General features: G+C 52.6%; 6 protein-coding genes. 3 read left to right on the forward strand and 3 right to left on the reverse strand.

Going from position 1 to position 13,982, the window contains the following annotated elements; all coding sequences use genetic code 11:
- Positions 1-32 precede the first annotated feature (32 nt).
- Positions 33-803 carry a TatD family hydrolase gene (locus tag JWJ90_RS01585; protein ID WP_205225421.1) on the reverse strand — a complete coding sequence of 257 codons (771 nt, stop codon included), beginning with the start codon at positions 801-803 and terminating at the stop codon, positions 33-35.
- A 277-nt stretch (positions 804-1,080) separates the two neighbouring features.
- Here JWJ90_RS01585 and JWJ90_RS01590 point away from each other — a divergent pair, with 277 nt between their 5' ends.
- Together JWJ90_RS01590 and JWJ90_RS01595 are read left to right on the forward strand one after the other, a co-directional pair.
- Positions 1,081-6,210 (forward strand): RecQ family ATP-dependent DNA helicase, encoded by a 5,130-nt coding sequence (locus JWJ90_RS01590; RefSeq protein ID WP_205225422.1) that lies wholly within the window; start codon positions 1,081-1,083, stop codon positions 6,208-6,210.
- A gap of 151 nt (positions 6,211-6,361) precedes the next feature.
- A complete protein-coding gene (locus JWJ90_RS01595) occupies positions 6,362-9,391 on the forward strand; it encodes a DEAD/DEAH box helicase (protein WP_205225423.1) in 3,030 nt (1,009 codons plus the stop codon).
- A gap of 177 nt (positions 9,392-9,568) precedes the next feature.
- Here JWJ90_RS01595 and JWJ90_RS01600 read toward each other — a convergent pair whose 3' ends face one another.
- Positions 9,569-10,906 carry an alanine/glycine:cation symporter family protein gene (locus tag JWJ90_RS01600; RefSeq protein ID WP_205225424.1) on the reverse strand — a complete coding sequence of 446 codons (1,338 nt, stop codon included), beginning with the start codon at positions 10,904-10,906 and terminating at the stop codon, positions 9,569-9,571.
- A gap of 452 nt (positions 10,907-11,358) precedes the next feature.
- Between JWJ90_RS01600 and JWJ90_RS01605 the strand changes: the two genes are divergently transcribed.
- A complete protein-coding gene (locus JWJ90_RS01605) occupies positions 11,359-12,327 on the forward strand; it encodes a calcium/sodium antiporter (RefSeq protein WP_205225425.1) in 969 nt (322 codons plus the stop codon).
- A gap of 44 nt (positions 12,328-12,371) precedes the next feature.
- On the opposite strand, the gene JWJ90_RS01610 is transcribed toward JWJ90_RS01605, so the two are convergent.
- A complete protein-coding gene (locus JWJ90_RS01610; protein ID WP_205225426.1) occupies positions 12,372-13,076 on the reverse strand; it encodes an anaerobic carbon-monoxide dehydrogenase catalytic subunit in 705 nt (234 codons plus the stop codon).
- Positions 13,077-13,982 lie beyond the last annotated feature (906 nt).

Consider the following 13,982-nt stretch of genomic DNA (forward strand, 5'->3'; position numbering starts at 1 on the left):
TCCCCGAATGCCTTTGAGGTATTCGGGGATTTTTATTTCAACCTGAGAATACGCCGAGCATTGTTCGTGGTATAGGAGGCGGTTTTCTCAGGTGGTTCATTGCGCAGGGTGGCCAGCTCCATAAGAATTTCAGGCAGGTATTCGGGGCGATTGCACTCCTCATCTCTGTGCCTAGCCACAATTATATCCGGTGCATCGGTTTCCAGAACCAGCCATTCCTGGGGTAGGTCACGACAGTTTTCGCGAATTTTTGTTGCCCGGTCATAGGTGATCGTGCCGCCAACTCCAATGCCAAAACCAAGTTTAATATACTCCTTTGCCTGTTGGTAACTTCCTGAAAAGGCATGGACTATCCCGCCATGAGGGAACTTTGCGCGGCGCAGGGTCGCAAGCACCTGATCATGGGCCTTGCGTGCATGGAGCAGGACCGGCAACTGGGTTTTATAGGCGATGCTCAGTTGCGTCTCAAAAAGGTGCTGTTGTACCTGGCGATCAAGGCCGGGAACGAAATAATCCAGGCCGATCTCCCCTAAGGCGACAATCTGACCGCTCTTTGCCAGGGCTTCCAACTCATCAAAATACAAAGGTTGATGAAGGTCCAGGTACATGGGGTGCAGGCCTGGTGCTGCATGAAGTCCTGGTTCATCTACGCAGAGTTTGAGCAGGCGTTGCCACCCTCCCTGATCCACTCCGGGGATAACAAAATCCAGAACACCAACAGCTCGAGCCCGTTGTAGCACCTGGTTTACCTGGTCATAGAGTGGGGCAACATCGAGATGGCAATGGGTATCAAAAAGGTGCATAAGACTCCAGGTGGATGGTGTCGGACTCCGTCGTCAGGTCTGTCAGGCGGGGTGGGAGCCAGCCTAAAAAACAAGTGTATAGAAAAAATCGATCGCTCCCAATATAATTTTTTGGCATGATCTACAGGATAAAGTAATCAATTATCGCGCGTTGGACATTCTATATATGAACTTCCTGCGTCCTTTTGTACCAATCATATCCCCGGCTGATCTTAAAAAAAATACTTGTCTGTTTTCTATGTCCGATGCCGCCAGAAATTTTCTCCAACAGTGCCTTTTGCTTGATATTGAAGTCAACGAGAAGAATGAAATCTATTCTCTTGGCGCAGTGTATCAGGATCAGCGGTTTCTCTGGAAGGGCAAAGGGCGCATCGAGCAGGTTCTGATCCAAGAGTTTGAGACGTTCTCCCGCGACGCCTCGTTTGTTTTAGGCCATAATATTCTGGTTCATGATCTGCCCCGACTTGAGCGAGCTGTACCTGGCTTGTCCCTGTTCGCAAGACCCGGTGTCGACACCCTCTTTCTTTCCCCCCTGGCCTTTCCCGCCAACCCTTACCACCGGTTAGTCAAAAATTATCAGCTGGTGAGAGATTCGATCAACAATCCGGTCCAGGATGCCCTCCTGGCTGGAGAGGTGTTTGGTGAGCAGTGGCAGGCGCTGATTCGTCTGCTTGCCGACAATGCTGATCTGGTCAGGCTTTATCACGGCATGTTGGCTTTGGATGGCAGGTTCCCAGGGCTTGTGCAGGCCTTGGCAGCCATGAATATTCCTCTGCTGACCGGGAGTGACTTGCTTGAAACCTTTGCCCGGTTTGCCCGCAGGTATGCCTGCTCCAAGGCGGTTGACCAGCTTGCGGCGCAGGTGCTTGAGCGCACTGTCAGTGGTGCTTCCCTTGCCTATGTTGTGGCATGGCTTTCGGTTGCCGACGGCAATTCGGTTCTCCCATCCTGGGTTCGCCACCAACATCCCCAGGTCTCGGAGCTCTTGCATCAGTTGCGGGAAAACAACTGTGGAGACGCTGCCTGTGGCTATTGTCACAGCCATCATGATCCTCTTCAGTTTCTTGAGCGGTATTACGGCTTCCCATCCTTTCGATCCGAGCCTGCCACCGTTGAAGGCAAGAGTCTGCAGGCCGAAATCGTGGGTGCGGCCGCTCAAGGGGGCTCCCTCTTTGCCACCCTGCCAACCGGCGGTGGTAAGTCGCTCTGTTATTTGCTTCCCGCCCTGATGCGTTACCTGCGTCGCAATATGCTGACCATCGTTATTTCGCCGCTTCAGGCCTTGATGAAGGATCAGGTGGACAATTTTGCCCGTTTAACAGGGACGAAAATCGCGGCTGCGCTCTATGGTTTACTCACCATGCCGGAACGTGCCGAAGTTCTGGAAGGGATTCGCTTGGGGGATATAGGTATTGTTCTTGTTTCCCCGGAACAGCTGCGCAACGCATCCTTTCGAGCGACGATCAGCCAGCGTGAGGTTGGTGCCTGGGTTTTTGACGAGGCCCATTGCCTTTCCAAATGGGGCCATGATTTTAGGCCGGATTATCTCTACGCCATTCGTTTTATACAGGAGTTTTCCGAGCAGGAGCATGTACCGATTCCGCCTGTCCAGTGTTTCACCGCGACCGCCAAAAAAGATGTGCGCGCTGAGATCGTCGATATTATTCAGAGCCAGCTCGGTTTACGGATGCAGCTGTTTGCAGGGGGCCATGATCGGACCAATCTTCATTACGAGGTCTGGGCTGTGGAGCGGTACGAAAAATATCAGAGTGTTCTTGAGCTCCTGCGCGCCCGGTTTGAGGATGAGGGCAGTGTGGTCATCTACTGTGCCACCAGACGTAACACTGAGCTACTAGCGGAATTTCTCCAGGAAAACGGATGGAATGCGGAAGCCTTTCACGCCGGACTGGAACCGTCGTTGAAAAAACGGATTCAAGATAATTTTGTGAGCAATGTCACTCCCATTATTTGTGCCACCAACGCCTTTGGCATGGGGATCGATAAGGAAGACGTCCGCCTGGTCATTCATCTCGATATTCCAGGCTCCCTGGAAAATTACCTCCAGGAGGCTGGACGTGCAGGCCGCGACCGGCGGGAGGCGGAGTGTGTGCTCATTTTCAATGAACAGGACATTGAGGGACAGTTTCGGCTCAGTGCGGGCTCCATGCTCAATCAGCGGCAGATTGCCCAGTTCCTTCGGGGGATTCGTTATGCAGCTCGTGGTACGGGCTCGGTGGTGTTGACCGCAGGTGAGTTGCTGCGCCAGGATGTGGTGGAAATCGAGGCCGATATGTATGACGGTGACACACGGGTACGCACCGCTCTTGCCTGGTTGGAGCGGGCTGGCTACCTGCGGCGTAACGGAAATAAAACCCAGGTTTTTCAGGGAAAACCAACGCACAGGAATCTCGAGGAGGCCAAGGAGGCGCTTGCCAAGCTTGATTTGTCGGCACGGCGTCAGGATCAGTGGCTGGCCATACTCGAAGCCCTGATGGAACGAGGTCGTCCCAACCAATCCTTCAGTGCCGACGAATTGGCCGGGCTTCAGGCTTTTGCTCCGATGGATGAAGAGGGAGATACGGTCTCTGCAACCCAGCGGGTTATCCGTACCCTTCATGATATGGCAACGGTTGGTATGCTGGAGCAAAAAATGCTGCTCAGCGCCTATGTTCGCTATAAGGTGGCCAAAAGTTCCAAGCAGCAGCTGCAGCAGGTCGTGGAGATGGAACAGGCGTTCCTGGCAAAACTTGGCGAGCTCGCACCCGATATAGAGGCGCAGGACCATGTGCAGCTTGATCTGCGTGCCGTGAACCAGCTCATGATTGATGAGGGCTTTAGCGACAGCTCGCCCCAGATATTGAAACTGTTTCTCTACGGACTGAGTCGGGATGGCAAAGGATTGGCCGGAGCCAGGGGCAGTCTTTCCTTTCGGGCCAGTGGCAACAATCGGTTTACCATATTTCTGCACCGCGACTGGTCCATCCTGATCAAGACCGTTAAGCTGCGTCAGCTTGTAGCGCTGCGAACCCTGCAAACCATCATTGATGCTATACCAGCTGAAATAAATTCCGGGGCCAACTTGTTGGTCGAATTTAGTCTGGAGCAGATCATCAGTGCTCTGCGTGGGGATCTTTTGCTTGCGGACAAACTCAAAGACCCTCTGGCTGCAGCGGAACGGGCGCTGATGTTTTTGCATGAACAGTCGGTGATCAATCTGCAGCAGGGGCTGGCCGTGTTTCGCCAGGCGATGACCATTGAACTTGATGAGAGCGCAAAGGGCCGGCGCTATTCCAAACAGGATTTTTTACCTCTGAAAACCCACTATGACGAGCGTACCTTTCAGATCCATGTGATGAACGAGTACGCACACCTGGCTCTCGATAAACTCAGCAGCGCCTGGCAGTACGTGGCCTCTTATTTTGAGGATGACAAAGATCAGTTTTTGAAACGGTTTTTTGCCGGTAAGGAAAAATTTTTTGAGCGGGCGACGAGCAAACAGTCCTACCAGAGAATTGTCGAAGACTTAGCCAATGCAGCTCAGGAAAAGATCGTCACAGCCGACCCGGAGAAAAATCTTTTGGTGCTGGCAGGTCCCGGCTCCGGGAAAACCCGAGTGGTGGCGCACCGGGTTGCCTACCTCTTGCGGGTGGTTCGGGTCGCACCGCGGGCGATCCTGGTGCTCTGCTTTAATCGCAGCGCCATTCAAAGTCTGCGGCAACGTCTTTTTGATCTCGTCGGTGAAGATATGGCCGGTGTCACTCTGTTGACCTTCCACGGCCTGGCCTTACGCCTGACCGGCCAGTCACTGGTGACCAAAAAACAGCAGGGAAAGAGTGAGGAAGTCGACTTTTCCACACTGATACTGGATGCTATCGCCTTGCTCAAAGGGGAGAAAACTGTCCTGGGGTTGGAGGAGGTACCGGCAGATTTTGCTTTGATTGGCCGGTTCAGTCATATTCTGGTGGATGAATACCAGGATATTGATGCCGACCAGTATGAACTGGTTTCGCTGGTTGCAGGAAAAGGGTGCAAAGAAAGAGAAGAAAAAATGGCCATTCTGGCGGTTGGAGATGATGACCAGAACATCTATCGCTTTCGCGGAGCAAGCGTTGCTTTTATTCGCAGGTTTCAAGAGGATTATGATGCAGAACTCCATTACCTTATGGAGAATTATCGTTCAACCGACCATATCATCCAAGCCTCCAATCAGTTGATTGGACACAACCAGGACAGGATGAAAAACGGCCATCCGATTCGGCTGAATTCGGCCCGGGCGTCTCTGCCCCCCGGTGGCAACTGGCAACGGCTCGATTCGCTGGCGCAGGGCAGGGTGCAGATTCTTGAAGTGGAGGATACTCTTAAGCAGTCTTTGGCGCTTTTACAGGAGCTTGAACGGTTGCAGGGCTGCGGTTCAATTGATTTGGGACGCTGTGCCGTGCTGGCTCGGGAATGGAAGGACCTGGAGCAGGTTCGATGTCTCTGTGAGCAAAACGGCATACCGGTGCGATTGTGTTGGGGGCGTCAGCAGGGATTTCCACGTCTGACTAGAATACGCGAAAATGCGGATCTGCTGGCCTGGCTGCGCCCGCAGCGAGCGCAGGCGTTGACTGTCACGTCGGTTGAGGCCTGGGTGCACGAACAATTTCCCCGGTCAACGATCTGGAGTAAAAATCTCTGCCAGGTTCTGCAACGTTTTCAAGAGGAGACTGGCACTGCTGCCCAGCCTGTATCGGCGATTGAAGACTATCTCTATGAGATACTTGCAGAACAGGGGCGGGGGAAAAGTCTAGGGGAGGGGCTCTTGCTCGCCACGGCCCATGCGGTGAAAGGGCTTGAGTTTGATCATGTCTTTATTCTGGGGGAGAACTGGCGCGAGGCCACGGCACATGAGCTGGAAGAGGAGAGACGGCTGTATTACGTATCCATGTCACGGGCCCGGGAGAGCTTGCACCTCTTTTCTCTGGCCCATCGGGTCCATCCCCATGTGGCACTGCTTGCGGGGGACTGGATCAAGCGCAGAACGGTCTTGCCTGGAGAAGAGAGGTCGCAGCAGGTGCGTTTCTACCATCTGCTGGGGCTTGAAGACGTATTCCTCGATTATGCAGGGCTCAAACCTGAAGGACATCAATCTCGTCAGGCCCTCGAACAGCTGGTTGCCGGGGATCGGGTCGAACTCAGGCTAGCTCAAGGAGCGGTGGAAATATACGACAAGCACCAGGTTGTCTGCGGGCGATTGTCAAAAAAAGCCCAGGCCGAGTGGGAACCAAACATGAGCCGTATCCGTGAAGTTCGGGTTGTGGTCTTGGTGCGGCGCTATCGAGAGGATCTCTTGGATAAGGCGTTTGCAGCTTCCTGCAAAGGGGAAGCATGGCTTGTGCCGATCATTGAAATAATCCTGAATCCGTGAGCATTTGTCGGGGCGTCCGTTTCGCGGAGTGTGACATATAAATGAAAGTATATTATATCGATATGTCACAGACCTCGTTGATTTTTCCTGGAAAAAATTGGAGAAAGTGGGCGCAAACTCGGCAAAGTGCCCGCATATAAGGAGTTATTCCATGCACTGTTCGATTACCCCTCAGAATGACGATCCCTTTTATTTTGATCAAGAGGGACTTGTAGCCGTGGCCGGTTCCGCAGTTGTCTCTGAAGGGCTGCGCTACTTTAAGGAACATCGAGTGATTTCGGTTGATCAAGACCGGGATAGACTCTGGGCGGAAGTTGAAGAGGACGATCAGGATCTTCCCTGTGGTGTGGATGTGATGGCGGAAGAAGAGACTCTGCAATTGAGTTGCACCTGCCATGCAGAACAAGCCGTCTGTTGTCATATGGTTGCGGCACTGTATGCCTATGCCGAGCAAAAGGAGGCGGTGGGGCAGCTGTTTTCTGCCGCTGATGCCGCCATTCGAGATCGAATCAAACGTGGACGCAGTGAGGTCGTTGTCAAGCATCTGAGTGGGAAACACTGGTTCGGTCAGTGGCAGGCGGAAACACTCAGTTCAGCGACACATTTTCCGCAGCAATACCAGGTAACCATCCGCAGTCTCACCCAACGGGCCAATATCTGTACCTGTCCTGATTTTACCCTGAACCAGCTTGGTACCTGCAAGCATATTGAAGCTGTCCTCCACAAAATCAGCAAACGTCGGGATTACAACACAATAAAGGTGCTCCCAGCCCCGTCTTCCTACATTTATCTTTCCTGGGAGGGAGAAGATGCTCCCCAGATTCGTTTGCACCGATCTCCTTCCCTGCCACCGGATTTGGAGAAGTTGCTAACTGGCTCTTTTGATGGAGCTGGCTGCTTTCGCGGCCGCTTTCCAGATGATTTTTTTCGTCTGCTCGAGCAGGTGGAAAACCGGGAAGATCTCCATATTGGTGAGGATTGCCTTGCCCATGCCCGTACGCTTTCAGCACAGGCTACTCAGCAGCTGCGGGCTGAAAAGATTCGTGCGCAGATTTTGGCGACCAATGGCCATCTTGCTGGTGTCAAGGCCCGGCTCTACCCGTACCAGATAGAGGGTGTGGCTTTTCTGGCAGGATCCGGTCGAGCCCTTTTGGCTGATGACATGGGGCTAGGCAAGACCCTCCAGGCGATAGCCGCCGGTCAGTGGCTCTGTACCAATGAAGGGGTCGGGAGAATTTTAATCATCTGTCCAGCCTCGTTGAAACATCAATGGGCGCGTGAGATCGAGCGGTTTACGAATCTTCAAGCCCAGGTCGTTCAGGGGCCGGCACAAGATCGGGGCGCGCAGTATCGCAGGGAGGCTACTTTCTTTATTGTTAATTACGAGTTGATCTTGCGCGACCTTTCGGTGATCAATGAGCTACTTTGTCCTGACCTGGTGATTATGGATGAGGCCCAGAGAATCAAGAACTGGAGGACCAAGATCGCTACAGCAGTCAAGCTGATTCCCTGCCGTTTTGCCTTCGTCCTTTCCGGGACACCGTTGGAAAACAGGCTGGAAGATCTGTATAGCCTGATGCAGGTGGTTGACCCCAAGGTGTTGGGACCTCTTTGGCGGTACATGGTCGATTTTCATGTAACCGATGACCGGGGAAAGGTTCTGGGATACCGCAATCTTTCCGTTTTACGCAAACGACTGGCACCGGTGATGCTGCGTCGCGATCGTCGGCTGGTGCGCGATCAGTTACCAGACAAGATCGTCCAGCGGCTGGATGTCGGTATGACCCCAAAGCAGTGGGAATTGCATGACTCTGCAATGAGTGCTGCCGGGCAACTGGCGAAGATTGCTCGAACTCGACCGCTCACGCCCAATGAGCAGAATCGTCTGCTGGCGTCCCTGCAACAGGCCCGCATGGCCTGTAACAGTGCTGGATTGATTGATAAGGAAACCACCGAATCTCCAAAACTCGATGAGTTGGAGGATATTTTGGGGGAGCTTTGTCTGCAGTCCGGGCTGAAGGCTGTCGTTTTTTCCCAATGGGAGCGGATGACCCAGCTGGTAGAAATGCGGCTTACACGGATGGGGCTGGGCTGCGTTCGGCTTCATGGCGGGGTCCCGACCGCGAAACGGGGGGAGCTCATGGACCGATTTCGTGAAGACGATGCGGTTCAAGTGTTCATCTCCACAGATGCCGGTGGTGTGGGATTGAATCTGCAAAGCGGTGCGGTCTTAATTAATCTGGATGTACCCTGGAATCCTGCAGTCCTGGAACAGCGTAATGCTCGTATTCATCGTCTTGGCCAGAAAAAAACAGTCCAGATTATCACCATGGTCGCCACCGATGCCTACGAGCAGAAGGTTTTTGCCTTGGTGCGTACCAAGCAGAACCTGTTTGATAATGTGGTGAGTGAAGATGCCACAGAAGATGTGGTCGGGATTTCCAAAAAACTGCTTGAAACCCTGGTCGAGGACCTGGCTGACCCCAGGGAGCCTGGTTTACCTGTGACGAAAGAAGAGAGTGGCGAAACGGAGGAGGCTGCAATGACTGCAGAGACTCGAGCCTCGGCACCCTCCTCGGAGGATCACACAGCGAAGGCAATCCGCCTTTGTATAGAAGAGCTACAGCGGGCTTTCGGCTCAAGAATTGAACGGATTTTTGGATCGGGCGGGGGCCTGGTGACCGTACTTGATCGGGTTGATGCGGAGGCTGATACAGTGGCCGAGCAACTCTCGACCGAGGTACCGGTGGCCCTTATCGACCGGCTTGCATTGAAGGGCTTGCAACGGCTAGGGACAGGTTCACCTTTAGCTGAGGAGGAAACCTATTTTAATGCTGGAGACAGAGCTGAGCAGTCCGGTGTGTCGAGACTGCAACGTCTCTCCGAAGAAAAACTTGCCGCCACCCAATTGCTCTTTGAACAGGGAATGTCTGAGAGTGCTTTGGAGATGGTCTTTGCTGCCCTGCTCGCCTGGGCAGCAGACAAGGCAGGGATGGAGGCACCGATTGAACGTTCTGAACTCGGTGTCTGGGTCTATGGCGAGGCCTTGCCCCAGGGATTACTCAATCAGGAACAGGTTGGCCTGCTGATGCGGGCCCTTGGGTTTGTCCAGGGGGGCGTCGCCCCTGAAAATCTGGTACGGGCATTGATCGATGATGCCAGCGCTTTTATCGCCTCCTGAATCCTGCCGTCCTCGTAAAAAGCTTCTTGTATGTTTGCCTGTGGATATTTATCGATTGTGGGGTGAGTACATAAAAGCCCGTCTGAACCAGCGAAGGTACAGACGGGCTTTTGATTTATTGGGTATTAACAGCTTGAGATTCCGCCAGTGGCCTATGTATTCAAGACAGCCTCAAGTTTATTGAAAGTATTTCCTGGTTTCCTGGACAATCACCGGGGTCAGGAAAATCAGACCAATGAGGTTGGGGATCGCCATCAAGCCATTGAGGGTATCGCTGATGTTCCAGACCAGACTCAGTTTAGCCATGGCGCCTACGCCGATAAAGACGATGAAAACCAAACGGTACGGTAGAATCGATTTTACGCCAAAGAGGTACTCCATCGATTTTTCACCATAATAAGACCAGCCCAAGATAGTGGAGTAGGCAAAGAGTGCGATGCCGATGGTAACTACATGGGCGCCGCCCGGCATACCAGCCGCGTAGGCTATGGTGCTCAACTCGGCACCGGTGGCACCGTTGGACCAGCTGTTAGTCAGAATCAGAACCAGACCGGTCATGGTGCAGACCACGATGGTGTCGATAAAGGTCTGGGTCATGGAAACCAGAGCCTGGCTGATGGGGCTGCGTGTCTGGGCCGCAGCGGCGGCAATGGGCGCGCTGCCAAGACCTGATTCATTGGAAAAAACACCCCGGGCAACACCAAAACGAATGGCCATCATCACCGTCGATCCGGCAAAGCCCCCCACGGCTGCAGTGGGACTAAAAGCCTGGTTGATAATGAGCATAAAGGCATCAGGCACTGCACTGATATTGGTCAAAATGATGTAGCAGGAACCAACGATGTAAAAGATGATCATAAAGGGGACAAAGATGCCGGTGAACTGGCCGATTTTTTTTATGCCGCCCAGTACAACCAGGGTGGTTCCCGCCATAAGCACAAGACCTGAGACCCAGGTGGGGATATGATAGGTGGCCTGCATGGCATCTGCCACCGAGTTGGCCTGCACCATGTTGCCGATGCCAAAGGCGGCACAGGCGGCAAAGATGGCAAAAATGGTGCCCAGCCAGGGCATGTTGAGCCCCCTGGAGATGTAATACATCGGGCCACCGCTCATCTCGCCGTTTTCATCGACCACTCGGTATTTGACAGCGAGTACCGCCTCAGAATACTTGGTAGCCATGCCGACAAGGCCTGTGATCCACATCCAGAAAAGAGCACCGGGGCCACCCGAGGCGATAGCGGTGGCCACGCCAGCAATGTTACCGGTGCCAACCGTTGCCGAAAGAGCGGTCATTAATGCCTGAAAATGGGTGATGTCGCCTGGTTGATTGGTCTTTTCTTTGCGTTTGATCAGGGCAAGGTAGAGGGCGTGCCCAAGTTTTCTAAATTGGAGACCGCGTAAGGCGATGGTTAACCAACATCCCGTCCCAACAAGTAATATCAACATTGGGGGACCCCAGGCAAAAGAGCCAATTTTTCCCACAATGGCATCCAGTTGATTGTAAAAATCCATTCCAGCACTCCTCGGTTGAATTATGAAAGCCTTGAAAATCATACAAGGCCCTGTCGCGTATCACCAAACCCGTTTCTCGGACAGCCTAAGGCAGCGTCCTCAGTGTCTTTACGAGAAAGACAAATGTCGTTGACCCATATCAGCGCGTCAAAAAGAAACTACCATACCGAGGTTGATTCCATTCGTCAAAAAAATGGAACTTCAGATGTCCAAATTTTGAACCTGATGGTGGAAGACCCTACCGTCGCAGGCACTGTCAACCGATAGAAACAAAAATGAATTTTTACATTGGACACAGAAAAACGCAGTGACAACTGAAATTAATGCATAAGGTAGAGTACGATGCGCCCTTCTGGGCCTCTCTCTGATACTGCTTGCCTGGAACCTGGCCTTAGGTTGTTTGTCGCTGGCATGCTGACTGTGAAAATTTTTCCTTACTTATTCCTCTTCGTATGTTTACTGCTTCTGTTGCCCTGGCGGTTGGGCTGGTTCTCTTGATTTGGAGTGCGGATCGTTTTGTTGAAGGGGCGGCTGTCACTGCCCGTCATCTGGGGATGCCCTCTCTCTTGATCGGAATGGTCATTGTCGGATTTGGAACCTCAGCGCCGGAAATGGTGGTTTCGGCTCTGTCTGCATCCCAGGGAAATCCAGGTATTGCTCTGGGAAATGCCTATGGTTCCAATATTACCAATATTGCTTTGATTCTGGGCTTGACCGCGGTGATACGTCCCATCGTTGTCCATTCCCAGGTGTTGAAAAAAGAGTTGCCCCTGTTGCTTGCGGTGACGGTTATGGCGGGCTGGCAACTCGCTGATGGGGAGATCTCCCGCATCGATGGTTGGAGCATGTTGGCAGTATTTGCGATATTGATGGGGTGGGCTATCCGTCAGGGGCTGCAGTCTTCCGGAGACTCTCTGGGGGTTGAAGTGGAGCACGAAGGGGGGGAGCTGAAAATGTCTCTTGGGCAGGCGCTTATCTGGCTTCTTGTCGGCCTGGTTGTTTTGGTTGTCAGCTCACGTATGCTTGTCTGGGGGGCAGTGGAGGTCGCCCGTTCACTAGGAGTCAGTGATCTGCTTATCGGTTTGACCATTGTTGCCATCGGTACATCTCTGCCGGAGCTGGCAGCAGCGATTGCGGCGACGAGAAAAGGAGAACATGATTTGGCTCTGGGCAACGTCATGGGGTCGAATCTTTTCAATACCTTGGCTGTGGTTGGTATAGCCGGCACCATACACCCCATGTCTGTGGGGCCCGAGGTGTTTTCCCGTGATCTTATGGTGATGGCCGGGCTGACCATCGCACTCTGTGTTTTTGGCTATGGATGGCATGCGCCGGGGCGCATCAATCGCTGGGAAGGTGCCTTCTTATTGCTTGCCTATGTCGGCTATACCGGATACCTGGTACAGCATTTATTGAGCTAGTTGACTCTTTAACCTGATTGAGGAGGTCTTCTGATTGCCTATTCTCACGAGTGAATCGTGCAATGATAACGATCGCACCAGGACAGCTTCAGGCGAAGGTTGTGGATATGGGCTTCAATACGGTTAGACGCTTGAGCTGAGGCCCGGGCTGTGTCGGACTCAAGAAATTGAGTCAGTTCAAAAGTCGCACAGGCACTTATTTCTCCCAACTGGCTCCCGGGAGTCAGAAGGGCGAGGGGCAAATTTGCACAGGTTACATCTGCTTGCAGGGCTAGCGTTGTCCAAAATTGTATGATGCGACTGCTTTTGGAACAATGGCCGATGTTGATCACCGGTGAGAGAGCAAGGTAATCACAGCTTTCTGCCAAACCATCTCCGGCAAAGGTAAAAACATCCTCTTCCAGCAATCCTGCTCGGGCTGCGGTACAGTCTGAAACCAACACAAGAATGTCGCGCTGCAGCAACTTCCGCATGAGTGCTGCCTGAAAAGCGTCGAATTCGGCAGTGGGGGCATTCCCGTCGTCACCCACCATGCAAACCATCCCCCGTAAGCGGCCTGCTTTCAGAGCGTTGAGTAGAACCTTGGGCGACTCCAGGTATGCTTCCAGAGCTGTCTCTTCCTGAAAAGCGTTACAGGCGCATGCACTGCACTCCAGAAAGGGGAAATCAATGTGGGGATCCATGCTGGAAAAAACAGCTGGGCTCTCTTCTCTCTGTTCGCACACTACGTTTTGACATTCTCTCGTCATGGAGCTTCTCCTACTCTTTGTCTGTGCCACAGCCGGAAACTCTCTTTTGTTGGATGTCTGAGGAATTCGGCGGTCAGGTGTAGATTGTTTATATTTCGCTAAACACTACAACGAATTCTGTGAGAATGTCTGTCATCTGTGTGACAACTGTTTAAAAATATGTTCAAATATTGATTCGTCTTTCCGGATTTTTTCTTACAAATATGTTGGTTTTGTTCAAGCGAGAGGAAAGAACAGGCCCCATAAGTAATGATTGATGGGGCCTGTTTTCAATAGATGGGCAGCAAGGCTCAGTTGAAAAACGAAAAAATTTTCCTGGTTACTCCTTCTCCAAGGCAAGTGGCAAAGACCTGAAAAAATGTTCGTCCTGTAGCGGGACCTGCCCGCGACAAATTTTCGATCGTTTATCGGTGGGGCAGCTTACCGTTCCCAATACGCCTTTTTGACCTTACCCTCAGGCGGTTTGTCACCTGGTCCCTCGGCAACTGAGTGGTATCTGGGGAGTCTAGATTTTGACTCCGTGAGTTTGAGAAAAACGGATCTCTGCATGATGCTTCTGCTGTTCCAGATTCAGGACGAATACACTTAGGGCTCATATCCTTGAGGAAGATGGGCGCTGCCCAGAACACAGGGCAGGCCCGTGGCCTGAGTAATTTCTTTGGCAATACGATCAATGTGATCGCAAAAACCACCTGGGGTAAGATCCCATCCTTGATCTGTCTTTCGGGCAAATGTGCAGGTGCAGAGGTGAATTGCCTATGCTCCCTTGGACTTTAATATTTTTTCCAGGTCCGAGGTGTTCTTCCCGGGGACAGCGGCAGGTAAAGACGCCAACAGGGGCGCAGCTTTCATAGTCTGAGAAGCCCTGGTTCGTTTCGGCCAAGGCTTTAGGCAACTGGTCAGCGG

The organism is Desulfobulbus rhabdoformis, from assembly GCF_016919065.1.
Classification (GTDB): Bacteria; Desulfobacterota; Desulfobulbia; order Desulfobulbales; family Desulfobulbaceae; genus Desulfobulbus; species Desulfobulbus rhabdoformis.

Excerpts from the sequence above, each read along its gene's own strand:
- JWJ90_RS01585 (WP_205225421.1), bottom strand. The coding sequence starts at position 803 with ATGCACCTTTTTGATACCCATTGCCATCTCGATGTTGCCCCACTCTAT.
- JWJ90_RS01610 (WP_205225426.1), bottom strand. The coding sequence starts at position 13,076 with ATGACGAGAGAATGTCAAAACGTAGTGTGCGAACAGAGAGAAGAGAGC.
- JWJ90_RS01605 (WP_205225425.1), top strand. The coding sequence starts at position 11,359 with ATGTTTACTGCTTCTGTTGCCCTGGCGGTTGGGCTGGTTCTCTTGATT.
- JWJ90_RS01595 (WP_205225423.1), top strand. The coding sequence starts at position 6,362 with ATGCACTGTTCGATTACCCCTCAGAATGACGATCCCTTTTATTTTGAT.
- JWJ90_RS01600 (WP_205225424.1), bottom strand. The coding sequence starts at position 10,906 with ATGGATTTTTACAATCAACTGGATGCCATTGTGGGAAAAATTGGCTCT.